Annotated in this window: 26 protein-coding genes; 17 read left to right on the top strand and 9 right to left on the bottom strand. The window is 68.5% G+C overall.

Annotated elements, in window-relative coordinates:
• Nucleotides 1–288 precede the first annotated feature (288 nt).
• Nucleotides 289–1,986, top strand: a complete 1,698-nt coding sequence (locus ACHAA3_RS14165; protein WP_435709682.1) for a sensor histidine kinase — start codon at nt 289–291, stop codon at nt 1,984–1,986.
• Nucleotides 1,987–2,091: 105 nt separating this feature from the next.
• Here ACHAA3_RS14165 and ACHAA3_RS14160 read toward each other — a convergent pair whose 3' ends face one another.
• A complete protein-coding gene (locus ACHAA3_RS14160) occupies nt 2,092–2,730 on the bottom strand; it encodes a response regulator (RefSeq protein WP_435709681.1) in 639 nt (212 codons plus the stop codon).
• 226 nt (nt 2,731–2,956) lie between these two features.
• Here ACHAA3_RS14160 and ACHAA3_RS14155 point away from each other — a divergent pair, with 226 nt between their 5' ends.
• Nucleotides 2,957–3,166: a hypothetical protein gene (locus tag ACHAA3_RS14155; protein ID WP_435709680.1), complete on the top strand. Its 210-nt coding sequence runs from the start codon at nt 2,957–2,959 to the stop codon at nt 3,164–3,166.
• Nucleotides 3,167–3,323: 157 nt separating this feature from the next.
• Complete coding sequence (locus tag ACHAA3_RS14150) at nt 3,324–3,773, top strand: pyridoxamine 5'-phosphate oxidase family protein (protein WP_435709679.1); 450 nt, start codon at nt 3,324–3,326, stop codon at nt 3,771–3,773.
• Between the two features lie 11 nt (nt 3,774–3,784).
• On the opposite strand, the gene ACHAA3_RS14145 is transcribed toward ACHAA3_RS14150, so the two are convergent.
• The 3 genes from ACHAA3_RS14145 to ACHAA3_RS14135 form a co-directional block, all read right to left on the bottom strand.
• Nucleotides 3,785–4,204 (bottom strand): CBS domain-containing protein, encoded by a 420-nt coding sequence (locus ACHAA3_RS14145; RefSeq protein WP_435709678.1) that lies wholly within the window; start codon nt 4,202–4,204, stop codon nt 3,785–3,787.
• Nucleotides 4,205–4,416: 212 nt separating this feature from the next.
• Entirely contained in the window at nt 4,417–4,593 is a 177-nt protein-coding gene (locus ACHAA3_RS14140; RefSeq protein WP_435709677.1) for a hypothetical protein, read from the bottom strand.
• Nucleotides 4,590–5,456, bottom strand: a complete 867-nt coding sequence (locus ACHAA3_RS14135) for a universal stress protein (protein ID WP_435709676.1) — start codon at nt 5,454–5,456, stop codon at nt 4,590–4,592. Before ACHAA3_RS14135 ends, ACHAA3_RS14140 begins: the two co-directional genes overlap by 4 nt.
• A gap of 198 nt (nt 5,457–5,654) precedes the next feature.
• Between ACHAA3_RS14135 and ACHAA3_RS14130 the strand changes: the two genes are divergently transcribed.
• Entirely contained in the window at nt 5,655–6,005 is a 351-nt protein-coding gene (locus tag ACHAA3_RS14130; protein ID WP_435709675.1) for a non-heme iron oxygenase ferredoxin subunit, read from the top strand.
• Nucleotides 6,006–6,057: 52 nt separating this feature from the next.
• Entirely contained in the window at nt 6,058–6,966 is a 909-nt protein-coding gene (locus tag ACHAA3_RS14125) for a haloalkane dehalogenase (RefSeq protein WP_435709674.1), read from the top strand.
• A 16-nt stretch (nt 6,967–6,982) separates the two neighbouring features.
• Here the strand turns inward: ACHAA3_RS14125 and ACHAA3_RS14120 are convergent, their stop codons facing one another.
• The gene (locus ACHAA3_RS14120; protein WP_435709673.1) at nt 6,983–7,615 is read right to left on the bottom strand and encodes a trimeric intracellular cation channel family protein; all 633 of its coding nucleotides are present in this window, start codon (nt 7,613–7,615) and stop codon (nt 6,983–6,985) included.
• Nucleotides 7,616–7,687: 72 nt separating this feature from the next.
• Here ACHAA3_RS14120 and ACHAA3_RS14115 point away from each other — a divergent pair, with 72 nt between their 5' ends.
• The 4 genes from ACHAA3_RS14115 to ACHAA3_RS14100 all read left to right on the top strand — a co-directional run bounded on the left by ACHAA3_RS14115 (nt 7,688) and on the right by ACHAA3_RS14100 (nt 11,132).
• Nucleotides 7,688–9,193 (top strand): fused MFS/spermidine synthase, encoded by a 1,506-nt coding sequence (locus tag ACHAA3_RS14115; protein ID WP_435709672.1) that lies wholly within the window; start codon nt 7,688–7,690, stop codon nt 9,191–9,193.
• 89 nt (nt 9,194–9,282) lie between these two features.
• Entirely contained in the window at nt 9,283–9,705 is a 423-nt protein-coding gene (locus tag ACHAA3_RS14110) for an SRPBCC family protein (RefSeq protein ID WP_435709671.1), read from the top strand.
• Between the two features lie 24 nt (nt 9,706–9,729).
• Entirely contained in the window at nt 9,730–10,446 is a 717-nt protein-coding gene (locus ACHAA3_RS14105) for a flavodoxin family protein (protein ID WP_435709670.1), read from the top strand.
• A gap of 17 nt (nt 10,447–10,463) precedes the next feature.
• The gene (locus ACHAA3_RS14100; RefSeq protein ID WP_435709669.1) at nt 10,464–11,132 is read left to right on the top strand and encodes a GNAT family N-acetyltransferase; all 669 of its coding nucleotides are present in this window, start codon (nt 10,464–10,466) and stop codon (nt 11,130–11,132) included.
• Nucleotides 11,133–11,164: 32 nt separating this feature from the next.
• On the opposite strand, the gene ACHAA3_RS14095 is transcribed toward ACHAA3_RS14100, so the two are convergent.
• On the bottom strand, nt 11,165–12,037 hold the full coding sequence (locus tag ACHAA3_RS14095) for a universal stress protein (RefSeq protein WP_435709668.1): 873 nt from the start codon (nt 12,035–12,037) through the stop codon (nt 11,165–11,167).
• Nucleotides 12,038–12,404: 367 nt separating this feature from the next.
• The gene (locus ACHAA3_RS14090; RefSeq protein WP_435709667.1) at nt 12,405–13,325 is read right to left on the bottom strand and encodes an NAD-dependent epimerase/dehydratase family protein; all 921 of its coding nucleotides are present in this window, start codon (nt 13,323–13,325) and stop codon (nt 12,405–12,407) included.
• Nucleotides 13,326–13,449: 124 nt separating this feature from the next.
• Here ACHAA3_RS14090 and ACHAA3_RS14085 point away from each other — a divergent pair, with 124 nt between their 5' ends.
• Complete coding sequence (locus ACHAA3_RS14085) at nt 13,450–14,145, top strand: TetR/AcrR family transcriptional regulator (RefSeq protein ID WP_435709666.1); 696 nt, start codon at nt 13,450–13,452, stop codon at nt 14,143–14,145.
• 90 nt (nt 14,146–14,235) lie between these two features.
• On the opposite strand, the gene ACHAA3_RS14080 is transcribed toward ACHAA3_RS14085, so the two are convergent.
• The gene (locus tag ACHAA3_RS14080; protein ID WP_435709665.1) at nt 14,236–14,865 is read right to left on the bottom strand and encodes a TetR family transcriptional regulator; all 630 of its coding nucleotides are present in this window, start codon (nt 14,863–14,865) and stop codon (nt 14,236–14,238) included.
• Between the two features lie 149 nt (nt 14,866–15,014).
• Between ACHAA3_RS14080 and ACHAA3_RS14075 the strand changes: the two genes are divergently transcribed.
• The 7 genes from ACHAA3_RS14075 to ACHAA3_RS14045 all read left to right on the top strand — a co-directional run bounded on the left by ACHAA3_RS14075 (nt 15,015) and on the right by ACHAA3_RS14045 (nt 21,332).
• Complete coding sequence (locus ACHAA3_RS14075) at nt 15,015–16,127, top strand: ferredoxin reductase (RefSeq protein ID WP_435709664.1); 1,113 nt, start codon at nt 15,015–15,017, stop codon at nt 16,125–16,127.
• Nucleotides 16,128–16,153: 26 nt separating this feature from the next.
• Nucleotides 16,154–17,446: a fatty acid desaturase family protein gene (locus tag ACHAA3_RS14070; protein ID WP_435709663.1), complete on the top strand. Its 1,293-nt coding sequence runs from the start codon at nt 16,154–16,156 to the stop codon at nt 17,444–17,446.
• Nucleotides 17,443–17,667 carry a hypothetical protein gene (locus ACHAA3_RS14065; RefSeq protein WP_435709662.1) on the top strand — a complete coding sequence of 75 codons (225 nt, stop codon included), beginning with the start codon at nt 17,443–17,445 and terminating at the stop codon, nt 17,665–17,667. Before ACHAA3_RS14070 ends, ACHAA3_RS14065 begins: the two co-directional genes overlap by 4 nt.
• A 15-nt stretch (nt 17,668–17,682) precedes the next feature.
• A complete protein-coding gene (locus ACHAA3_RS14060; RefSeq protein WP_435709661.1) occupies nt 17,683–18,975 on the top strand; it encodes an NAD(P)/FAD-dependent oxidoreductase in 1,293 nt (430 codons plus the stop codon).
• Entirely contained in the window at nt 18,972–19,727 is a 756-nt protein-coding gene (locus ACHAA3_RS14055; RefSeq protein ID WP_435709660.1) for a DUF1365 domain-containing protein, read from the top strand. The genes ACHAA3_RS14060 and ACHAA3_RS14055 overlap by 4 nt, the downstream gene beginning before the upstream one ends.
• Nucleotides 19,724–20,968, top strand: a complete 1,245-nt coding sequence (locus ACHAA3_RS14050; RefSeq protein WP_435709659.1) for a class I SAM-dependent methyltransferase — start codon at nt 19,724–19,726, stop codon at nt 20,966–20,968. The genes ACHAA3_RS14055 and ACHAA3_RS14050 overlap by 4 nt, the downstream gene beginning before the upstream one ends.
• Before the next feature lie 76 nt (nt 20,969–21,044).
• On the top strand, nt 21,045–21,332 hold the full coding sequence (locus ACHAA3_RS14045; RefSeq protein ID WP_435709658.1) for a WhiB family transcriptional regulator: 288 nt from the start codon (nt 21,045–21,047) through the stop codon (nt 21,330–21,332).
• 18 nt (nt 21,333–21,350) lie between these two features.
• Here ACHAA3_RS14045 and ACHAA3_RS14040 read toward each other — a convergent pair whose 3' ends face one another.
• Complete coding sequence (locus tag ACHAA3_RS14040; RefSeq protein WP_435709657.1) at nt 21,351–22,280, bottom strand: DUF3152 domain-containing protein; 930 nt, start codon at nt 22,278–22,280, stop codon at nt 21,351–21,353.
• Between the last annotated feature and the right edge of the window lie 14 nt (nt 22,281–22,294).

Raw genomic sequence — 22,294 nt, 5'->3', positions numbered from 1 at the left:
CGACGGCGACGGTGCCCAGTTCTCGACCCCGACGACCGGAACGTTGGATGACTGCATGGTGACTCCTGGAGTGGCGTACGGGGCTCCCTCCACTGTCGTCCGCACACGACCGCGATGAACACGGTCCACGGTCCAGCGCCCCGGTGCCGTCTGGCCCTGTCGCAGCGGCCCGTTGACGAGCGAGCCCGGACGTCCCGTCTCGAGATCGACTCCAGCCTGATGGTTAACTGCGAACGAACTCCCCCGCTGCGCGTAGTGTGACGGCTCTAGGCACCGCCGGGGAGTGACATGCCACACCACGCACCAGCCCAGGCCTCTGCACTGGGGCCAGACTTCGAGTTCGACCAGGTGCTCGCCCAGCTCGTCGAGCGCGCCGACCACATGCAGCGCTCACACCACCGGCTGCGCGACCTGATCCGCGTCAACAACGACCTCACGAGCAACCTCGACCTCGAGACGGTGCTGCGCAAGATCGTCGAGATCGGCGTCGAGCTCGTGCACGCCGAGTACGGCGCCATGGGCGTCATCGCCGACGACAACACCTTGGAGCAGCTCATCACCGTGGGCATGGACGACGCCACCATCGCCCTCGTCGGTGAGATGCCACAGGGCAAGGGCCTGCTCGGTGCCCTCATCGACGACCCGAGCCCGGTCCGGCTGGCCGAGATCTCCGACGACGCACGTTCGAGCGGGTTTCCGGCCGACCACCCGCCCATGCGCAGCTTCCTCGGTGTGCCCATCCGGGTGCGCGAGCAGGTGTACGGCAACCTGTACCTGACCGACAGCCGCAACGGCGAGTTCACCGCCGACGACGAAGAGCTCGCGCAGTCCCTGGCCGCCACGGCCGGCATCGCCATCGCCAACGCCCGACTGTTCGAGGACTCGCTGTACCGCGAGAACTGGGCCTCAGCCCTCGCCGAGACCGCCCGTCTGCTGATCCAGGACGACGACGAGGAGCACCTCGGCTTCCTGATGGGCCGGGTCAAGGATCTCGCCGACGCCGCCCTCGTGGCCATCGCCCGTGTCAGCTCCAGCGGTGAGGACCTCATCATCGACCGTGCCGTCGGCGCGGGTGCCGAGGAGATGGGCGCGATGTCCTTTCCCGTGGACGGGTCGGCTTCCGGCGAAGCGGTCCGCACCCGCCAACCCGTGCTGATCCCGGATACGTGCGCCCAGGACTTCGGCTTCGCGCAGCGGTCCGAGCTCGGGCCGGCCATGACCATTCCGGTTGCGATGGGGTCCGGTGTCGGCGGTGTCCTCATCGTGGCCCGGCTGCACGGCAGCCCCGTCTTCGGCGTCCGAGACCTCGACATGGGCACTTCGTTCGCCAGCCACGTCAGCGTGTCGATCGAGCGTGCCGAGTCACGCATGGTTCGTCAGCGCGTGGCCCTCCTGGAGGAACGCAGCCGCATCGCCCGCGACCTGCACGACCACGTCATCCAGCGTCTCTACGCCACGGGTCTCAGCCTGCAGGCCGTGGCGATGAAGCTTCCGGCCGAGGCAGCCGAGGACGTCACCGGTCAGATCCGAGAGATCGATGCGTCGATCGCCCAGATCCGCCAGAGCATCTTCGCCCTCAACCGCGACTCCCAGGTCACGACAGTCAACCTGCGGGCACGCGTGCTCGAGATCGTCGACCGCGTCGAGACCCAGGAAGCCACCGGACTACGGCCCCGGGTGACATTCCTGGGTCCTGTCGACCTCATGGCTGACGCCACCTTGACCGACGACGTGGCAGCAGTCGTGACCGAAGCTCTCGCGAACGTGCAGCGACACGCCGACGCCCAGAAGGTGGATCTCGTCATCTCGGCCGCCGCAGGGCAGGTCACGGTCGAGGTCACCGACGACGGCACCGGCCCGGGCGCAAGCCCCAGGCTCAGCGGACTCGCCAACCTGCGCGCCCGCGCCGAGGGTCACGGCGGTTCGTTCGAGCTGCTGCCCGCGTCGGGCGGCGGCACGCAGATGATCTGGTCCGTCCCGGCCTGACCCAGACTGAGCGGGGCGGAGCAGTCGGAAAGGACAGCCGGAAAAGCAATCAGGAACCCGAGGTGGAACGGTCCGCATACCCGAAGGAGCGGGCCGTTGGTCACCTCAGGTGGAGTGGAGACGAGTGGCGAACACGGCCGCTTGCGTGCGGCTCACCAGGCCCAGCTTGGCCAGCACGTTCGACATGTAGTTCTTGACCGTCTTCTCGGCGAGGAAGAGCTTCTCGCCGATCTGCTTGTTGGTCATGCCCTCGGCCACCAGCTCCAGGATGCGGCGCTCCTGGGGCGTGAGGGTCTTGAGCTCCTCCGGCTCCCCCGGCGCGCCCTCGCGCAGTCGCTCCATGACCCGGGCCGTGACACCGGGATCGAGAAGAGAACCGCCCGCAGCGACGTGCCGCACGGCGCTCAGCAGGTCCTGACTCGTCACCTGCTTGAGGATGTAGCCGGCGGCGCCCGCCATGATGGCGGCGAACAGCGCCTCGTCGTCGTCGTAGGACGTCAGGATGATGGCCTGCACGGACGGCTCGGACGAGCGGATCTGGCGGCACACCTCGACACCACTGCCGTCGGGTAGTCGGGCGTCAAGCATCGCGACGTCGGGGCGCAGCGCCGGGATGCGGGCGATGGCCGATGCGGCCGTTCCGGCCTCACCCACCACCTCGATGTCCCCGGCACTCTCCAACAGCTTGCGCAGGCCCATGCGGACCATCTCGTGATCGTCGAGCAGGAACACGCGAATTGTCATCAAGATCTCCTCGTCGACACCTCATGCCAACACTCCAGTGTGTACCCGTTCTCGATCGTTTCATGACGACGAAAGTCCTCGATCCGCGCTGAAGGTCCTGCCGTCCTCCTGGCTCGATCGTGGCGCACGCGCGGACCGGCGTGGCCTGCGTCTGGTGGCCACCATGCTGCAGGATCGAGCACGTCGCCTCATCGGTCCGCACCCACCGCAGACCAGAGGACCCTTCGTGAGCGCTGCGATCCTCCTCGCGCCATCGGACCAGCGTCATCGTGACGGTGATGATCGTGCTCGCCGCCTGGCTCTCGCAGGATGGCTGAGCGCACGGATCGGCGCCAGCAGCGTGCGCGTGGCGGTCACGCGCATCGTGATCGGCGGAACCGCCGGGCTCGGACTGACCTACGCGATCGGTCGAGCGTTCGGCACTGTCGTGGGCTAGTCGCTGACGCCGGGCCCGACACCCGCCAGCAGGTGCAGAGGTCCACACCTTCGAGGGCTTCTGGCCGTGGTGTGTCAACGCTCCGACCCCCAGACTGGATGTCTGCAGGTGCAGGCGGCCGATGCCAACTCGGCCCTCGCCTGCGTGAAGGAGTCCCATGACCGAGCATGTTCCGACCTCTCCCACGCCGACCACAGTCACGACGAACAGTCACTTCACGGTGCTCACCGAGGACGAGTGCCTCGACCTGCTGACCACCACGACCGTGGGCCGCATCGCCTTCGTCGACGACGAGGGCCTGCAGCTCCTGCCGCTGAACTTTGCAGTCGTCGATGGCGAGATCTACTTCCGGACCGACCCGTCCAGCGTCCTGCACGCCTTGGGCGAAGGGTGCGCGGTGGCGTTCGAGATCGACCACCACAGCGAGGTGTCCCCCTCCGGGTGGAACGTCACGGTCAAGGGCAGCACGAAGCGAGTTTCCGACCCGGACCTCCGCGATCACGTGATCGTCACACCTGCGCTGCGACCGTGGGCCGGAGGTCCGCGCGGTGAGGTAATTCACCTCAGCCGCAGCTCCCTGGGCGGTCGACGGGTGCGTCGTACGTAGACGTCAGCTCGTCACCGACCGCGCTCCGCGTCGACACAGTCCCGCAGTCGCGACTCGACGTCGTCGTCGGAGCAGAATCCTCGGCCGCGGCGCTTGAGACACATCAGGCCGAGCAGCGCTCCGTCAGCGTCGACCACCGCCAGGCGGCGGCGTCCCTGATCGACGAGCATCTGCTCGATCGAGGCGACCGATGTGCCGGGCCCGACGGTCCGGCCCTCCAGCGTCGCCCACCGCAGCGCCAGCCCGACCGCCGCAGGCTCTGGCAGGTCCGATCGCGTGACGGTCCCGACGAGCTTCGTGCCATCGGTCAGCAGAACCATGTGCAGATGGTCGTCGCGCAGCACGGTGCGCGCCTCGCCGATCGACGCGTTGGCTGACAGCGTTCTCGGGCGACGCATCATGACGTCCCCGGCGGTGCTGTGCGAGCTCATCAGGGAATTGTGTCTCACCTGCTTGCTCGCCGCACACAGCATCACTCAGCCAGGGTCGTTCGGGTGCCGGTCGCCCAACCATGTCTCACCGCGACGACGTCACCGGTGTCCCTGAGGTCTTCCCATGGGTGGTCGGGCGGCGCCGCGTGACAGCGGTCAGCAGGACGACCGTGTCCTCGAGGGCCTCGAGGGTATGCAGTGCGCCAGCGCGGTCAGCGATGTGTTCGACACGTGTCCTCCTCCTCGGGGTGGACGGCGGTCAGTCCGCCGCCCTCGTTCTCCCAGCGAGATACCGCCCTCGCTCGTCGCTGGACCTGCAGGAGGTCGAGATCGTCGCTCTCGGGAATCGTCATCATCAGTGCGCGCACCTTCCCTGGTCGCCAGGTCATGTCTGCTCGGCGGAGGTGTACTCGGCAGTGCCGTAGTCGAGCGGCACGACGACGACCGGGCACTCCGCGCGGCGCAGCACCGCACGAGCAACCGGGCGGATCAGCGCGAGGGGTGAATGGCTCTGCGGGCGGCCCAGGATCAGGACGGCGGCGCTCGCCGTGGCCTCGATGCATGCTTCGGTCGCTCCGCCCGACGACGTGGACCGCAACACCTGCACGCCCGGAAACTGCTCCTGCCACCCGGCCACGACCTCGGCCTGGGTGGCCCGGTACATCTCCAGGTCGGCATCGAGGGTTCCGGCGGGGGCCGCGTAGATCACGTGCAGCTCTACCTCGCGCAGGTCGGCCTGCTCGAAGGCGTACCGCAGGGGACCGACGGCCGACGTCTTGCCGTCGATCGCCACGACGACCCCGCCGTCGCCGCTGCCCGACGAGACCTCCTCCGGCACAACCGCGACCGGACACGCCGCGACTCGGGCGAGGTGCGAGGACAGCTCGCCGTCGAGGAACCGCTCGAACCACGGAATGTCGTCCGCACCGATCACCAGCTCCGAGCCGGTTCGTGCCTCTTCAGCCAGGATCGCTGTCACTCCCCCGTACTCGACCACGTAGGTGGACTCCACGGTCGGCGCCGCCTGCGTCACGACGGTTCGGGCCTGGTCGAGAACCCGTTCGGCATCGGTCCGCATCGCCGTGGAGGCGTCGGGCGCCACCACGAACTCGGCGCCCAGCGCTGGCAGTGACCAGCAGTGCACGATCCGCAAGGGCCGACCACGACGCTCCGCCTCGATGGCGGCGTACTGGAGCACCGCTGGTTGGTCGTCGGCGACACCGACGACGACGGGGCGTGACTGCTTGGACATGAGGTCTCCTCAAGAGGTTTGACTCCGATCATGACCTCGGCGCGCGCCCCCGCACACGGTCCAAGGCCCACGATCACCGGGACCATCGGCTCTCACCTCGTCCGCGGACCGCCATCGGCCCCGGTCCGCCAGAGGTCCCGTGACCTGGGGTCCTCTGACCGTGGTGCCGGGCGACGGCACGCGAGAGGCTCATCGAACATGACCGAACCCGCGCACCAGCCTCTCCCGGACGACCGCCGAATCTGGCGAGCGGCTGCTGCCACCCAGGACCTCGTCCACGACGCACCGCTCCATGTCGATGTGGCGGGTCACTCGGTCTGCCTGGTCCGCGCCGGCGATGCGGTCCATGCACTGCGGGACGAGTGCAGCCATGGGCAGGTGCGGTTGTCCGCGGGCGACGTCGCCGATGGTTTGATCGAGTGCTGGCAGCATGGATCGTGCTTCGATCTCACCACCGGTGCTCCGACAGGTCCCCCGGCCACCTCGCCGGTGTCGGTGTACCCCGTGCGCATCGTGCACTCCGTCATCGAGATCTCGCTGCCTCGGTGAGCCGGGTCCGGATACCTTCGAGGTCTGCCCGCACTCGAGCGAAGGAACCACCATGGATCTGTACCGCACCCCCGACGAGCGCTTCGCCGATCTGCCGGACTTCGTCTGGCAGCCCTCCTACGCCGAGGTGGCCGATCCGGACGGTGGCCAGGTGCGCATGGCCTACCTCGACGCCGGGCCCGCCGACGGCCCGGTCGCGCTGCTCCTGCACGGCGAGCCCAGCTGGTCGTTCCTGTACCGCGACGTCATCGGCGAGCTGGTCGACTCGGGGGTGCGATGCCTCGCGCCGGACCTGATCGGTTTCGGGCGCTCGGACAAACCGCTGGCCATCGCGGACCACAGCTACGCGCGCCACGTGGAATGGGTGCGTGAGCTGGCCTTCGACCACCTCGACCTGCGCGACGTGACGATGGTCGGTCAGGACTGGGGCGGCCTGATCGGCCTGCGGCTCGTGGCCGAGCACCCCGACCGATTCGCCCGCGTGGTCGCAGCCAACACCGGCCTGCCCACCGGAGACTTCCGCATGCCCGATGTGTGGTGGAGCTTTCGCGAGGCTGTCGAGACCGCCCAGGTGCTCGACGTGGGACGTCTGGTGGCCTCGGGGTGTGCTCGCAGCATGGATGCCGACGTCCGCGCCGCCTACGACGCGCCGTTCCCCACCGAGGAGTCCAAGGCCGGACCGCGCGCGATGCCCGGCCTGGTGCCCAACACGACCGACGACCCGGCCACCGAGGCCAACCGGGCCGCGTGGGAGGTGCTGCAGCAGTGGGACAAGCCCTTCCTGACCGCCTTCGGCGACAGCGATCCCATCACCGGCGCCATGGCCCCGATCCTGCGCAAGCTCGTGCCCGGTGCTGCGGGACTCGATCACCCGACGATCGAGCGCGCCGGACACTTCCTGCAAGAAGACGCAGGCACCGACCTCGGCCAAGCCGTCGCGAACTTCATCGCAACCACCTGACGCCCAGACGACGAGCTCAGACGGCGTCCCCGCGCTTGCGCGGCACAGGTGCGTGCCAGTTGCGGCGGATGGCCAGCAGGCGCCAGGCCAGGCACACGCCTCCGCCGGCCACACCGGTCAGCCACAACGGCTGCTCGTTCATGTGCAGCAGGGCCGCGATCAGCGCCCCGACGAGCGCCGGAGTCGCGTACAGCTCGGCATGGAAGACCTCAGGTGGCCGGTGCGTCAGCAGGTCGCGCACCATGCCGCCACCGATTCCGGTGACCATGCCCATCAGCGCGGCCGGAATGGGGCCCAGCCCGTAGTCGGTGGCCTTGACCGCACCGGTCACGCAGAACAGTGCCAGGCCGAACGCGTCGAGAATCTTGATGGCCCGTTCGCGCCGCCCCAGCGACGGGTGGAACCAGAACGTGATCAGTCCTGCGGCGGTGGGGACCACCAGGTAGCGCCAGTCCGCCAGGGCTGCCGGGGGCACGGCGTCGATCAGCACGTCGCGCAGGAAACCTCCGCCCAGCCCGGTCGTGCCGGCCAGCACCAGCACCCCGAACAAGTCGAAGCCCTTGCGCACGCCCACCAGCGCGCCCGCCGTGGCGAACACGAAGATTCCAGCGAGGTCGAACACGACCAGCAGAAGAGGCGGGGAGGGCACCAGCCAACGGTACTGGGCCACGTCTCCGAGCAACACGTCCCAGCCTTCCGGGCCTGCCCGTACGCTGTCGAGGTGGAACCGGGTCAGAGAACAGCCGCCGCACTCGTGTTCGGATCGTCGGCGGCGGTCCTCGTCGTCGAGCTGGTGGCTCTGCGGCTGCTCGCTCCGTATCTAGGCCTGACGCTGGAGACCAGCACCCTGGTCATCGGCATCGCGCTGACCGCCATCGCCTTCGGCTCCTGGTACGGCGGCATCGTCGCCGACCGGATCGCACCCGAACGCCTGCTCTCTCCCCTGCTCGGCATCTCCGGAGCCGTCGTCGCCGTGACTCCGTCGATCGTGCGCAGCACCGGCGAGTGGGCCCTGCCGCTGCTGATCCTGGTCGCCGGCGCGACCATCCTGGTGCCCGGCGCGCTGCTGTCGGCCGTCACACCGATCGTGACCAAGCTGCGCCTCACCACGCTCGACGAGACCGGCGCGGTGGTGGGACGTCTGTCCGGCATCAGCACGGCCGGAGCGATCGTCGGCACCATCGTGACCGGGTTCATCCTGGTGTCGCGGGTCCCAGTCAGCGCCATCCTGATCGGCCTGGGCATCGTGCTCATGATCACCGCCGTGCTCCTCGTCGCAGGGGCCCGACGCCGCGGCGCCTCCGCCGCCCTCGTGGCGGTGACCCTCGCCTCGACGCTGGCCGCGCAGACTGCTCCCGGCGCATGCGACGTCGAGACGCGATACCACTGCGCGGTCGTCGAGACCGACGCCGAGAACGCCGACGCGCGCGTCCTCGTGCTGGACAACCTCCGCCACTCGTACGTCGACCTGGCCGACCCCACCCACCTTGAGTTCGAGTACGTGCAAGCCATCGCCTCCGTGGTGGACACCGCGTACCCCAGCTCCGAACCGCTACAGGCCTATCACCTCGGCGGCGGGGGGCTGACCTTCCCGCGCTACCTCGCCGAGGACCGTCCCGGCACCAGCAGCCTGGTCTCGGAGATCGACCCCGGCGTGGTCCGGATCGACCGCCGCGAGCTGGGCCTCGATGACACACCCGGCGTCGACGTCCGCGTCGAGGACGGCCGCCTGGGCCTGCGTCGCCTCGACACCGACAGTCGCAACCTGGTCATCGGCGATGCCTTCGGTGGGGTCAGCGTCCCGTGGCACCTCACGACCACCGAGGCGATCGACGACATCCGACGCGTGCTCACCGACGACGGACTGTACGTGGCCAACCTGATCGACCACGGCGACCTGAACTTCGCCCGCGCCGAGGTCGCCACCCTGCAGTCGCGATTCGCCCACGTGGCCATCACCGGCGAGCCGGCCGACATCGGGCTCGTCGACAGTGACCGTGGAGCCAATTCTCGTGGAGATGGCGGAAATCTCGTCGTCGTCGCGTCGGACGCCCCGCTCGACGCCGCCCGTGTGCAGGAGTCCTTCGACGGTCGGGACCTCGCCTGGGCGGTCGCGGACGGTGCGGCTCTCGACGCCTGGGTCGGCGATGCGCAGATCCTGACCGACGACCTCGCGCCGGTCGACCAGCTGCTGCAGCCGTTCCCGTCAGCCAACCGCACCCGCTGAACGTGACAAATACCTCACCTCTCAGATGCGGGATCTGAGCAGGCGAACAGGTTGGATGGTGAGAGCACCACCCTCACAAAGGAGTTCCGTTGCCTCGCATCGCTCGTCGTACGTTCGTCGCCGCCCCCGCCGACATGGTCTGGACCCTCATCCAGGAGTTCGACCGTTGGCACCCGCGCCTGAACATCTACGCAGGCGGTCCGGAGTCGGACCCCGACATCGTCGTCACCGTCCTCGAGCGCGATGACGCGACGTACACCCTCACGTACTCGATGCCCGAGCCGCCGTTCCCGATCACCGATCACCGCGCCACCATCTCGGTCACGGTCGACCGCGACACCACCTGCTACGTCGAGTGGTCCGCAGAGTTCGAGTCCGATCCGGGCATCATGCACATGCTGGAGGACCAGCTGGGCGACGACGTCTTCTCCCACGCCCTCGACAAGCTGGCCACCGCGGCCCACGAGCAGCAGGCCGCGGCCGTTCTCGGCACCGGTACCTCCGCCGCCTGACCGAACTCGTGTGAGGATCGCTGCATGAGCGATCCCTTTCTCGATTTCTCCGGCATCTCCGCGATCTACTTCAACGGCACGTTGACGCGCTCCCCCGGGCGCAGCCACACCGATGGTCTGATCGAGGCGAGCGCGCACATCATGCGCACCAACGGAGTCGATGTCGAGGTGATCCGCACGATCGACGAGGACATCGCGACGGGGATCTACCCCGACATGACCGAGCACGGGTGGTCGTCCGACGCGTGGCCGGCCATCTACGAGCGGGTCAAGGCGGCCGACATCCTCGTCATCTGCGGTCCGATCTGGCTCGGCGACAACTCCAGCATGACCAAGAAGATCATCGAGCGCCTCTACGGCAACTCCGGCGAGCTCAACGACGACGGACAGTCCTCGTACTACGGCACGGCCGGCGGGTCGCTGATCACCGGAAACGAGGACGGCCTCAAGCACTGCACCATGAACATCCTGTACAGCCTCCAGCACCTCGGGTGCACGATCCCGCCGCAGGCCGACGCCGGCTGGATCGGCGAGGTCGGCCCCGGTCCGTCGTACCTCGACGAGGACTCCGGTGGCCCCGAGAACGACTTCACCAACAAGAACACCACGTTCATGACGTGGAACCTCATGCACCTGGCGGCGATGCTCCAGCGGGCCGGCGGCATCCCCGCCCACGGCAACGTGCGGCCCGCCTGGGAGGACGGCGCCCGGTACGACTTCGAGAACCCGGAGTACCGCTGAGCCCGACGGGTGATCCGGTGGCTCACCGGGTCAGCGACTTCGTCGCGGACCGCTGGCTCACCGGATGGGTCCGGTTGCGGGGCCTGCGGGTCGAGACGCTTGACGGCTGGCCGCTGGTGCACGTCAACTCGCTCTCCCGGCGCACCGAGCTGATCTGCGCCGATCCCTCCCTCGACGTGGTTCGTGAGCTCCTCCCCCACGTCGCCGACGATCCCGAGGCGATGCTCACCGTGGTGGGAGCTGATCTCTCCGCCTGCCGTGCGGCAGCGTGGGGCGCAGGGGTGCGCGTCGCGCGGGACGACGAGACGCTGATGACCACCCACCTGAGCACCGATCGGGCCACTGCCGCAGTGCCGCCGGGACTGCACACCGACATCGAGATCGTGGGATCCCGCTTGATCTATCGCGTCATCGACTCCGACCGTGTCGCGGCCGAGGGCACTCTCGGGATCGACGACGGCTGGGCCACGTTCGACGAGATCGAGACACTGCCGTCACATCGTCGGCGCGGCCTCGGCCGCCACGTCATGACCGTGCTGTCCGCTCGGGCCGTCGAGGCTGGAGCGACTCAAGGCATCCTGGCGGCGACAGCCGACGGGCGCGCCCTGTACGAGTCGCTGGGCTGGACGGTCGAGCGTGAACTGATCTCGTTGGTGGGCGAGAGCGAACACACCACGTCCCAGTGACCCTCGGCCGCGCAGGTCGTCCCCTGCCTCGGTCACACGACAACGACCGGACGGTCCGCCCCGAAGTCGAGCGGCACCACCACCACCGGACAGTGCGCACCCTGCAGCACGGTGCGCGCGACGGGCCACAGCATCGTGAGCGGGGTGTCGTGTCCGTGGTGCTGACCCATGACGAGCAGCGAGGCGTTGAAGGTGGCGCGGATGCTGGCGTCCGACGCGGACCCGTCACTGGTCGATCTCACCACCTCGACGCTCGGGAACTGCTCCTGCCAGCCGGCGACGACTTCGGCCACGCTGGCCCGGTGCGCCGTCAGCCCCGGGCCGAACGTGGTGGCGGGTGCCGCGTGCAGCACGTGCAGGGGCTCACCGCGCACGTCGGCCTGCTCGAAGGCGTACCGCAGCGGTCCGGCCGCTGAGGTCTCCCCGTTGATCGTCACCACCACTCCCCAGGTCGCACGGTCGGTGCCGGCGAGCTCGCCACGCTCGGGGACGAACACCACCGGGCAGGTCGCGACCCGCGCCAGGTGCGACGACAACCCGCCGCCGCGGACGCGCTCGAACCACGGCACGTCGTCCGACCCGAGGATTATCACGGCCGCGGTGCGCGCCTCGACGGCCAAGGCGCCGGCGGTTACCGCGTTGATCGCGATCAGCTCGAGCTCGAGGCCGGCGTCGATCTTGGAGACGAGGCGGCCGGTGCGATCGAGCAGCTCGTCGGAGTCGGCCTTCAGCACCGCAGTCGTGCCGGCGGCGACCGCGTACTCGGCACCGACGGTCGGCAGCGCCCAGCAGTGAACGACCCGCAGGGCCCTCCCCAGACGTCGCGCTTCGGCGACGGCGTACTGGACCACGGTGGGCTGGTCGGTGGCGAGGCCGACGACGACAGGGTGGGGCGTGCTGCTCATGGGGTCTCCTGGGTGGGGTACCTCCACGATGCACCCGGACACTGCGGGCGCCCACCGGCTTAGGGCCAGGATCCGCAGGACCATCGTCCGTGCGTCTCTGCCTGGACTCCGATCGGGCGTTCGACCCACCCCTCGACCAGCGCCGTCAGGCGTCGGCAGCGAGTCGCGCGGCCTTCCGCGCCCGCAGACGTCAACAACATCGACGACGCGGCCCTCGCTGCCGGCATCCACCTGTGCGACATCGGCGGAACCATGACTCGGCCCCAGAGCTGGATCAGTGCGATCTCGGCCTACAACGACTCGGTGGAGTACAACAACGACGTCGCCGACGCGGCCGACTTCTACGCGACCCAGCGCTGAGGAGTCCCTAGACCACCGCCGTGCGTCGGCAGACCTCGTGCCACGGCGTCGGCTCCATGGCGAAGTGCGCACGAGCCGCAGAGTCGTCGAGCACGTGCGGCTTGGTCCACTGGTAGGACAGCTCGCTGATCTCGCGCATCATCGGCATCAGTCGAGCCATCGCACCAAGCGCCAGCATGGGAATGTTCGAGACCTTCACCGGTTCGTGATCGACGCTGGCCAGCACGGCGGTGAGCGCAGCCTCCTGCGACACAGCCCGATTGCTCGGCACGTTCCAGATCCGTCCGTGCGCCGACGGGTCCTCGGCCGCCGCGACCAGCAGTCGTGCCACGTCGAGCACGTCGGTGAAGGTGTGGGGCACGTCGGTCCGGCCGATCACCCAGGCACGCTTGCCCTGCAACGCACCGGGAATCTGGCGCGAGATGTGGCCATTCTGGCCGACTCCGGTGCCCATGTAGTCCGAGCCCCGGACCTCCACCGCGCGGATGCGACCCGCGTCGTGGAGGGCCACGGCGTCGGCCCACATGCGGGCCCGCAGCACGCCCTTGTGGTCGGTGGCGGCGTCGGGCAGCGACTCGACCATCGGCACCCCGACCGGGCCGTACGGGTAGAGGTTGCCGGTGATCGCGTACACGGCGCCCGAGCGCTCGGCCGCGGCGAGGAATGCCGCTGCGAGCGGGGGCCAGACTTCGTCCCACGTCGTGTAGTCGCCCGGGTTGGCGCAGTTGTACAACACCGAGACACCGTCCGAGGCGGCGCTGAGCGCATCGGCGTCCGAGGCGTCGAGCGCGACGTGCTGCACGCCGTCGATGCCGGTGTCGGTGCCCGAGCGGGTCGCGACGGTGATCTCCGATCCGCGGGCTGCGAGCAGTTGGGCGACGTGCCGGCCGACGGGACCGGCTCCAACGACGAGGTGACGATCAGTCATGGTGCGTACCTTTCGAGCGGGGAGAGCACCGCTCTCGCCATAACCCTCGCACCCTTCGGCAGATAAAGCAAGAGCATTGCTCTCGGTTGTTGCACCTGCTCTCGCCGTCTGGCACGGTGAGGCCATGGACACCCCGTCGAAGACCGCTCGTCAGCGCGCCCGCGAGGAGATCACCGCCGAGATCCTTACCGCCGCACGCGCTCGCCTGGCCGAGGTCGGCCCCGGCGAGCTGTCGCTGCGGTCGGTGGCACGCGACGTCGGCATGGTGTCGTCCGCGGTGTACCGCTACTTCCCCAGCCGCGACCATCTGCTGACCGCACTTCTCGTGCAGGCCTACGACGAGCTGGGCGACGCCGCCGAGTCCGCCGACACCGGAGGGGCGCCGCTCGACCGCTGGTTGGCGGTCTGCCGCGCCACCCGCACCTGGGCACTCACGCACCGCCACGAGTACGCACTGCTCTACGGCTCCCCCGTGCTCGGGTACGCCGCCCCGCAGGCCACCGTCGCGCCGGCCACCCGCGTGGTCGTGCGACTGGTCGAGATCGTCGTGGCGGCACACGTGGCCGGAGGGACCCCCAGCAGTCCCATCGGATCGGGCTTCGGCCGGTCGGTGCAGGGCGCCGCCGAGTTCGTCATCAACCTCGAGGGCGCGGCCGACGCCCCGCCGGAGGTCGTGGGCCGCACGCTGATGGCGTGGTCGGGCCTGTTCGGAGTCATCTCATTCGAGCTGTGGGGCCACCTCGTCGGCTCGATCACCCACCACGACACCTACTTCGACCAGGTCGCCCTTCGCCTCGCTGCCGACGCTGGTGTCACATGATTCCCAGGAGAACCCCGGATCGCAACGCTTCACCCCTGTTGCAACAAGGGCGAAGCGACAACTTTCGGGGTTCTCCTGGGAATCAGGAGGTCAGGACTCCCACGCGCGGAAGCCGAGGACGATCAGGCGCATCTGCCGGCGGGCGCCGTCCTTGATCTGCTCCTCGAGATCAGTTCGGCCCTCGGGGGTCTCCACGACCTCCTCGGCGTTGGAGACCATGTTGCGCACGAACAGTCGCGAGACCATCTGCACGTCCTCGGTCGACCAGGTCTCGATGTTGGGCAGGCGCGCCAGCACCACCGCGAGCTCACTGACGAACAGGTCCAGCTCGTGGCGAATCGCCTGACGCACCACCACTGAGCCGCTGACCCGCTCGCGCGACACGAAGGCGAAGTGCGTCCTGGACACCTTGACCGACTCGACCAGCACCTCCGCCGCCGCGTCGATGATGTTGTCGAGCACCTTGGGGTCCCGCTGCGCCTCACGGATCATCCGTCGCAACGTCGAGAAGGACTGCTCCACCAGAGCGAGACCGAGCTGGTCCATCGACTCGAAGTGTCGGTAGAAGGCCGTGGGCACCACACCGGCCTGGCGAGCCACCTGTCGCAGACTGATCTGGGCGAATCCGTGCTGGCTCGCCAGCTGGAGCGCAGCGTCCATGATCGCCTGGCGCGTGCGTCCCTTCTGCGCCTGCCGCGACTCTCCGGCCACCTCGGTCATGGCCCCATCCTAGTGAGAGGTTCTCAGTGCACACCCGTACCCCCGCCGAGCCCGCGTGGTCGAGGTCACCAGCGCGTCACCTTGCATGATGCGATCAAGCACGACATGCTTTGGGTGTACGGACGTTCACTGAAAGAGGGAGGCACGCCATGGGCATCATCCGCTCGACGCTCACATCGCGCCCCGTGGCTGCCCTGACCTCCCCGCACCACATCGATGACTACCTCGAGCGCGTCCACCCTCGTGCGACTGCCGCGGCCGTGCGGGCCCGCGTGCTCGAGGTCCGTCGCGAGACCGGCGACGCCAGCACCGTGGTGCTGCGAGCCAATGGCGCCTGGAAGGGCTTCGAGCCGGGCCAGCACGTGCAGTTCGGCGTCGAGGTCGACGGCACTCGTCGGGTGCGCGTGTTCTCCGTCGCCAGCAGCGCCGTCGCCACGTCCCGGCGCGGCCGGCGCATCTTCAGCGTCTCGGTCAAGGCGCACCCCGACGGCTACGTGTCGCAGTTCCTGCACCACGAGCTGAAGCCCGGCACCACGGTCTACCTGTCCCAGGCCGAGGGTGAGTTCGTCCTTCCGGCCCAGGTCCCCGATCGGGTCCTGCTGCTCAGCGGCGGCTCAGGCATCACGCCGGTCATGTCGATGGTTCGCACCCTGCACGACCGCCAGCACTCCGGACGCATCACCTTCGTGCACTACGCGCGCACCCGCGCCGACGAGATGTTCACCGCGGAGCTCGACGAGCTCGAGGCCTCCGGGGTCGAGACCGTGCGGGTGTACACGCGTGAGAGCGAGTCCGATGCCCAGCTGACCGGTCGTTTCACGATCGATCACCTCAAGCGCCTGGGCATCGACCCGGTCGACACGCTCACCTACGCCTGTGGCCCCGCCGGACTGATCGCCACGGTGCGCGACACCTACGCCGACCTCGGCGCAACAGACCAGCTGCGCATGGAGTACTTCAAGGTGCCCACCGTCGATCCAGCCCTGCTGGAGCAGAACGCCGCCGAGGCGACCGGAACGCTGGAGTTCGACGTGTCCGGCACCCGGATCGCGAACACCGGCGGCACCATCCTCGAGCAGGCCGAGGTGGCCGGACTGACTCCGGCCTACGGCTGCCGCATGGGCGTGTGCAACACCTGCGCCGTCAAGAAGCTCGGCGGAGCCGTCCGCCACGTCGTCAGTGGCGAAATCAAGGCCAGCACCGACGAAACCGTCAAGATCTGCGTCCACGTTCCCGTCGGCGACGTCTCCGTCGCCCTCTAGCCAGCACCTCTCAGTAGGAGGAAGCCATGTCCCACAAGCTCGCACCCATTGCGCCCCTGAGCGCGACCAATCACAACCAGGCACCCCAGCCCCTGGTCGGCGCCGATGCCACCAAGCGCGCCACCATCGGTACCGACATGCTCACCTACGAGCAGCTCGAGGAGTTCGGCGACGAGCTCGACGCCGTGCGCCAGCGCGTGCTGGACGACCTGGGTCAGGCCGACGCCAACTACATCCGCCGCGTCATCCGCGTGCAGCAGTCCGCCGAGATCCTCGGACGCATCACCATCTTCGGCGGAGTCTTCTCCATCTGGGCGATCGTCGCGGGCGTGCTCCTGCTCGGCCTGTCCAAGATCCTCGACAACATGGAGATCGGGCACAACGTCATGCACGGCCAGTACGACTGGATGAACGACCCGGTCGTCGACGCCAAGAACTACGAGTGGGACAACGCCGCCAACGCGCAGGACTGGAAGCACGGGCACAACTACATCCACCACACGTACACCAACATTCACGGCCTCGATCGCGACATCGGCTACGGGCTGCTGCGCATCGACGACGAGCAGCCCTGGTACCCCAACCACCGCTTCAACCTGCCGTTGGCGTTCACCCTCATGCTGTTCTTCGAGTGGGGCGTGGCGTACCACGGCATCGAGCTCGACGACTATCTCGGCGGCAAGATGACCAAGAAGGAGTTCGCCGATCGCAAGAGCCGCGCGGCCCAGAAGGCACGTCGCCAGCTGACCAAGGACTTCATCGCCTACCCCGCCATCGCCCTCGCGCTGATCCCGTTCGCCGGCTGGTGGGCCCCGCTGGCCGTCATGGGCGCGAACCTCGTGGCCAACCTGATCCGCAACATCTGGACCTTCCTGATCATCTTCTGCGGCCACTTCCCGGCCGAGGTCGCGACCTTCGCCGAGGAGGACGCCCAGAACGAGACCCGTGGCCAGTGGTACCTGCGTCAGCTGCTCGGTTCGGCCAACATCAGCGGAAGCCGCCCGTTCCACATCCTGTCGGGCAACCTCAGCCACCAGATCGAGCACCACCTCTTCCCCGACATCCCGGCGCGCCGCTACCCCGCGGTCGCACGCGAGGTCCGGCCCCTGGTCGAGAAGTACGGTCTGCAGTACAACTCCGGCCGCCTGTCTCGTCAGCTGTGGAGCGTGGCCCGCCAGCTCGGCGCCTACGGCGTCAAGCCCCAGGACCCCTACAAGCAGGGCAAGAGCCCGGAGTCCAAGGCGCTGCGCCGGGCCAAGCGTGAGGCCGAGGCCGCACAGAGCGACGAGACATCGGGTACGCCACACTTGACAGCATGAGTCTGAACCGGCCCGAGATCACGAAGGACGTCCTCCAGCAGTCCGCCGAGGCCGCCATCACCAGCGCCGGGCACGTCGCGGCCATCGTGTTCGAGTCCGCACGAAAGATCACGCACGAGCTGGGCGCCTTCGCGACCGAGATCTTCGAGATCGCGGAGGCGAGTCGGCGCGCGGGGTCGGACATCGATCACACCGCCCGCAGCAAGCCGACCCGGGGCTAGCGCCGAATGACAGACATGAGCTCCTCACCAGTGCGTTCGGTCGCCGTCGTCGGATCGGGTGTCTCCGGACTGACGGCCGCCTACCTGCTGCGCCGGGCCGGGCACGACGTCACCGTCTTCGAGTCCGATGACCGATTCGGCGGGCACGCCCACACGCACACCATCGACGACCCGCACGCCCAGCACCGGGTCGACTCGGGGTTCATCGTCCACAACGACCGCACCTACCCGCACCTGCGTCGCCTGTTCGCCGAGCTCGACGTCGACGTCCACGCCACCGAGATGTCGATGAGCATCTCCTGCGAGGGATGCGGGCTGGAGTTCGCCGGTGGCCGGGGCGGCAAGGGAATCTTCGCCCAGAAGCGCCGCCTGCTCGATGTGCAGTACCTGCGCATGTTGCTGGGCGTCAAGCGCTTCGGGCGTCTGGCCAACGAGCTGCTGGAGTCGCCGGAGTCCGCCGACGAACCGCAGACCTACGGCGACTTCCTCGACCAGCACGGCTTCGACGAGTACTTCCTCTCGCACTACGCGGTGCCGGTCGTGTCGTGCGTGTGGTCCTCGGGTCACGAGACGGCCCTGCAGTACCCGGCCCGCTACCTGTTCACCTTCCTCAAGCACCACGGCTTCCTGTCCATCAAGGGCTCGCCGCAGTGGTACACGGTCGTGGGTGGCTCGCACTCCTACATCGACAAGGTCACCGCCGCGATCGGCGACGTGCGTGCCAGCACCCCGATCCGCCAGATCACCCGCACCGAGAACACCGACGGCACGCACGGCGTCGAGCTCCTCGACGACTCCGGCAGCATCCATCACGCCGACGCGGTCGTCATCGCGACGCACGCCGACGACGCACTCGCGCTGCTGGCCGATCCCACCCCGGACGAGAAGCGCGTTCTGAGCGCGTTCGAGTACTCCCAGAACGAGACGGTCCTGCACCGTGACGGCTCCCTGCTGCCCGCGGCGGAAGCGGCCCGGTCTGCCTGGAACTACCGGATGGACACGTGTGCAGGACGCAGCGACGTGACCGCCGTGACCTACTGGATGAACCGCCTGCAGGGCATCGAGAGCGACCGCCCGTTCCTGGTCACGCTCAACGCGACCGATCGCATCGATCCGGACACGGTGCACGCCACGATGCAGTACACGCACCCCATCTACACCCCCACGTCAGTGGCCGCGCAGGCCGATCTCGGCGCGCTCTTCACCGACACCACGGTCTACGCCGGCGCCTATCACGGCTGGGGATTCCACGAGGACGGCTGCCGGTCCGGCGTCGACGCGGCCGCCGCGTTGGGCGCCACGTGGTGACCGCACCGACCGAGCGCCCCCTCCCCCCGTTGCCGGCTCTGGTGGAGGGAGCGGTGCAGCACAACCGCCGCGGCCCCATCGAGCACCGTTTCAAGAACCGCATCTACCAGTGGCTGGTCGACCTCGACGACCTGCCACGCATGTCGCGCTGGTTACGGCCGTTCTCCACGTTCGTGGCCGCGGATCACATCGGCGATCCGCACCGCTCCATCCGCGAGAACATCGAGACCTTCTGCTCCGCCCACGACGTCGACGTCTCCGGCCACCAGATCATCATGCTGGCCAACGCCCGGATCCTGGGACACACCTTCGACCCGCTGAGCGTGTTCTGGGCCATCGCACCCGACCGCTCGTTGACCTGCGTGGTCGCCGAGGTGCACAACACCTACGGCGAGCGTCACGCCTACCTGCTCGACCTGGACGACCACGGCCGCACCGACGTCGAGAAAGCCTTCTACGTGTCGCCTTTCTACGACGTCGAGGGACGCTACGACCTGAGCTTCACCCTCTCGCCCGAGCACGTCTCGTCCACGGTCGTGCTCAAGCACGACGCGCAGAGTGTCTTCTCGGCCACGTTCGGCGGCCGCCCGTACGCTGCGACACCTCGCCGCCTCCTGCGTCTCCTGGTGCTCATGCCGCTCATGACCCATCGCACCAGCCTTCTGATCCGAATGCACGGTGTCTGGTTGTGGTTGCGGCGCCTGCCCGTGGTCACCCGCCCGACCCACCATCCCCAGAAAGGCACGACATGACGCAGATCGCCGCCGACCGCTGGCCCGGCATCGTCCGCACCCCCAAGACGCCCCTCAAGGCGCGGTTGGCGTCGTGGATCCTGCGACCAGCGGTGAACCGGATCGCCGTCCGGCTGACCTTCCCCGACGGTGATTCCTGGGGATCGGGAGGTCCCGACGCCCCCGAGATGAAGCTGGTGCGCCCCCAGTCGTTCTTCGCCCGGCTCGGCGCGGACACCAAGATTGGCTTCGGCGAGGCCTACATGGCCGGCGACTGGACCACCGGTGACGACACGGATCTCGCCGAGCTGCTGACGCCCTTCGCCGAACGCATCACCCAGCTGGTGCCGCCCACCCTGCAGCGCGCTCGCGTGCTGGTCGACAAGCGACTGCCGCACGCGACTCGCAACTCCGTGGCCGGCTCCCGCAAGAACATCGAGGCGCACTACAACCTGTCCAACGACATGTTCGCGACCTTCCTCGACCCGACCATGTCGTACTCGGCGGCCTGGTTCGACGACAGCACCCCCGACGAGAGCCTCGAGACCGCGCAGCTGCGCAAGATCGACGGCATCCTCGACGCAGCCAACGTCACCGAAGGCACCCGCGTCCTCGAGATCGGCAGCGGCTGGGGCGCACTGGCCGTTCGCGCCGCCGAGCGAGGCGCCCAGGTCACCACCATCACCATCTCCACCGAGCAGGCCGCGCTGGCCCGCGAACGCTTCGCCGCGGCCGGACCAGAGATCGCCGACCGCATCGACCTGCAGCTGGTCGACTACCGCGACGCCACCGGCGAGTACGACGCGATCGTCAGCGTCGAGATGATCGAGGCGGTCGGCGAGGAGTACTGGCCGACCTACTTCGCGAAGATCGACGAGCTGCTCGCCCCTGGTGGCGCCGTCGCGATCCAGGCCATCACGATGGCCCACCACCGCTACCTCACGACCCGCAACTCCTACGGCTGGATCCAGAAGTACATCTTCCCGGGCGGGCTCATCCCGTCGCTCGAGGCGATCGATGAGAACCTCGCGGAGCACACACGTGGTCTGAAGGTCACCGGCAGCCACTCACTGGGTCAGGACTACGCCCGCACGCTGCGCATGTGGCGCGACCGCTTCAACGCCAGCTGGAGCGGCGTGCAGGAGCACGGCTTCGACGAGACCTTCCGTCGCATGTGGGAGTTCTACCTGGCCTACTGCGAGGCCGGCTTCTCCACCGGCTACATCGACGTCTACCAGTTGCGGATGGAACGCGCTGCCTGAAAAATCATTCCTCCACCCATCCGGTGGCCGCTCGGGTCCGAATGACTGAAACCGACACCCCGAGGGAGGGCTGACCATGGCTGAGATTTCGCGACTTCCATCGCCGATCCAAGAAGCGTACGAATGGCAGTACCAAGGCACGTGCCGCACGGTCGACCCGGAGACGTTCTTCTCCCCCGACGCCGAGCGCGGGCCACGACGCCGCAACCGTGAAGCTGCCGCCAAGGCGTTGTGCAACGTGTGTCCGGTGCTCGCGCAGTGCCGTCAGCACGCCCTTCGCGTGCAGGAACCGTACGGCGTGTGGGGCGGGCTGACCATCAACGAGCGGGCCGAGATCATCTCGACCAGCCGTCGAGCTGGCTGACCCTTCACTCACGTCCGCTCAGGAGTCGAAGCGGGGCACGTCGAGCTCATCGGCCAGCGGCCACGGGTTGGCAGCGCAGCCGGCCAACGTCTTGGACTGCTGCTGCATCACCGGAGCGAGTTGCTCGGCCCCGCCGTCGCACGTCACGTGGTCCCGTTCGAGCCAGTGACCGACCTCGTGATTGACGAGCATGTGGCGGTAGTCCCGCACGGACTCCTCGGCCGCGCGCCAGGCACGGGTGGCACTGGTCCAGTTGTCCTGGTTGAGCAGCACGAACCGCCCGACCCGGCAGCTGAAGTCGCTGCTGCACACCGGTGAGTAGCCGGGGATCCGCGACGCTTCGCTCAGCACGATCTCGAGCTCGCCGCCGCTGTCCACCCGCTCGAACGCGATGCCGTCCGCACGCCACCCCCGCGGATCGTCAAGCGTCTGCTGCACCTGTTCGGCGAACTCATCCTCGCCGGTGGTGCTGCCCACGAACGCGATCTCGTAGCGGACCGTCTCGCGCACGGCAGGAAGGTCGCGCTTCACGTCGACGGGCTCAGTCGGACGGGTCACGGTCGCGTGTCCGGCGCGTGAGGCCGTGACCTCGGCGTGCACGGTGCTGCCCACGCTGCGTGGGTCCAGCTGGAGGAACATCATCGTGGCGCCCGGCACCGCAGCTCCGTCGCTGAACCACTGGTACTGGTACTGCAGCCCGCTGACCGACCATTCGCCCTTGGTCACCAACATGGTCGACCCCACCTCGGCCGTACCGCGCAGCTCGGGGGCCTGCTCGTTCGGCAGAGGATCCTTGACGACCGGACCGCTCGGTACCGGCCCCTGGGTCGGGGTGGGTTCGGCTCTGGCGCCCAGCGCGGGTCCGGGCACGACCAGCAGGCTCGTCACCAGGACAAGCATCGCCGGAAGAGCCCGGCGCCACGATCGCACGGCCGCCACACTGGTCACGCTAGCAACGTAGT

Origin of the sequence: Aeromicrobium sp. CF3.5, from assembly GCF_051262695.1 — a bacterium.
Classification (GTDB): Bacteria; Actinomycetota; Actinomycetes; order Propionibacteriales; family Nocardioidaceae; genus Aeromicrobium.
This window is presented reverse-complemented; position numbering and strand designations above follow the sequence as displayed.

Excerpts from the sequence above, each read along its gene's own strand:
- ACHAA3_RS14165 (WP_435709682.1), top strand. The coding sequence starts at position 289 with ATGCCACACCACGCACCAGCCCAGGCCTCTGCACTGGGGCCAGACTTC.
- ACHAA3_RS14160 (WP_435709681.1), bottom strand. The coding sequence starts at position 2,730 with ATGACAATTCGCGTGTTCCTGCTCGACGATCACGAGATGGTCCGCATG.
- ACHAA3_RS14150 (WP_435709679.1), top strand. The coding sequence starts at position 3,324 with ATGACCGAGCATGTTCCGACCTCTCCCACGCCGACCACAGTCACGACG.
- ACHAA3_RS14145 (WP_435709678.1), bottom strand. The coding sequence starts at position 4,204 with ATGAGCTCGCACAGCACCGCCGGGGACGTCATGATGCGTCGCCCGAGA.
- ACHAA3_RS14140 (WP_435709677.1), bottom strand. The coding sequence starts at position 4,593 with ATGACCTGGCGACCAGGGAAGGTGCGCGCACTGATGATGACGATTCCC.
- ACHAA3_RS14135 (WP_435709676.1), bottom strand. The coding sequence starts at position 5,456 with ATGTCCAAGCAGTCACGCCCCGTCGTCGTCGGTGTCGCCGACGACCAA.
- ACHAA3_RS14130 (WP_435709675.1), top strand. The coding sequence starts at position 5,655 with ATGACCGAACCCGCGCACCAGCCTCTCCCGGACGACCGCCGAATCTGG.
- ACHAA3_RS14125 (WP_435709674.1), top strand. The coding sequence starts at position 6,058 with ATGGATCTGTACCGCACCCCCGACGAGCGCTTCGCCGATCTGCCGGAC.
- ACHAA3_RS14105 (WP_435709670.1), top strand. The coding sequence starts at position 9,730 with ATGAGCGATCCCTTTCTCGATTTCTCCGGCATCTCCGCGATCTACTTC.
- ACHAA3_RS14095 (WP_435709668.1), bottom strand. The coding sequence starts at position 12,037 with ATGAGCAGCACGCCCCACCCTGTCGTCGTCGGCCTCGCCACCGACCAG.
- ACHAA3_RS14090 (WP_435709667.1), bottom strand. The coding sequence starts at position 13,325 with ATGACTGATCGTCACCTCGTCGTTGGAGCCGGTCCCGTCGGCCGGCAC.
- ACHAA3_RS14085 (WP_435709666.1), top strand. The coding sequence starts at position 13,450 with ATGGACACCCCGTCGAAGACCGCTCGTCAGCGCGCCCGCGAGGAGATC.
- ACHAA3_RS14080 (WP_435709665.1), bottom strand. The coding sequence starts at position 14,865 with ATGACCGAGGTGGCCGGAGAGTCGCGGCAGGCGCAGAAGGGACGCACG.
- ACHAA3_RS14075 (WP_435709664.1), top strand. The coding sequence starts at position 15,015 with ATGGGCATCATCCGCTCGACGCTCACATCGCGCCCCGTGGCTGCCCTG.
- ACHAA3_RS14070 (WP_435709663.1), top strand. The coding sequence starts at position 16,154 with ATGTCCCACAAGCTCGCACCCATTGCGCCCCTGAGCGCGACCAATCAC.
- ACHAA3_RS14065 (WP_435709662.1), top strand. The coding sequence starts at position 17,443 with ATGAGTCTGAACCGGCCCGAGATCACGAAGGACGTCCTCCAGCAGTCC.
- ACHAA3_RS14060 (WP_435709661.1), top strand. The coding sequence starts at position 17,683 with ATGAGCTCCTCACCAGTGCGTTCGGTCGCCGTCGTCGGATCGGGTGTC.
- ACHAA3_RS14050 (WP_435709659.1), top strand. The coding sequence starts at position 19,724 with ATGACGCAGATCGCCGCCGACCGCTGGCCCGGCATCGTCCGCACCCCC.
- ACHAA3_RS14045 (WP_435709658.1), top strand. The coding sequence starts at position 21,045 with ATGGCTGAGATTTCGCGACTTCCATCGCCGATCCAAGAAGCGTACGAA.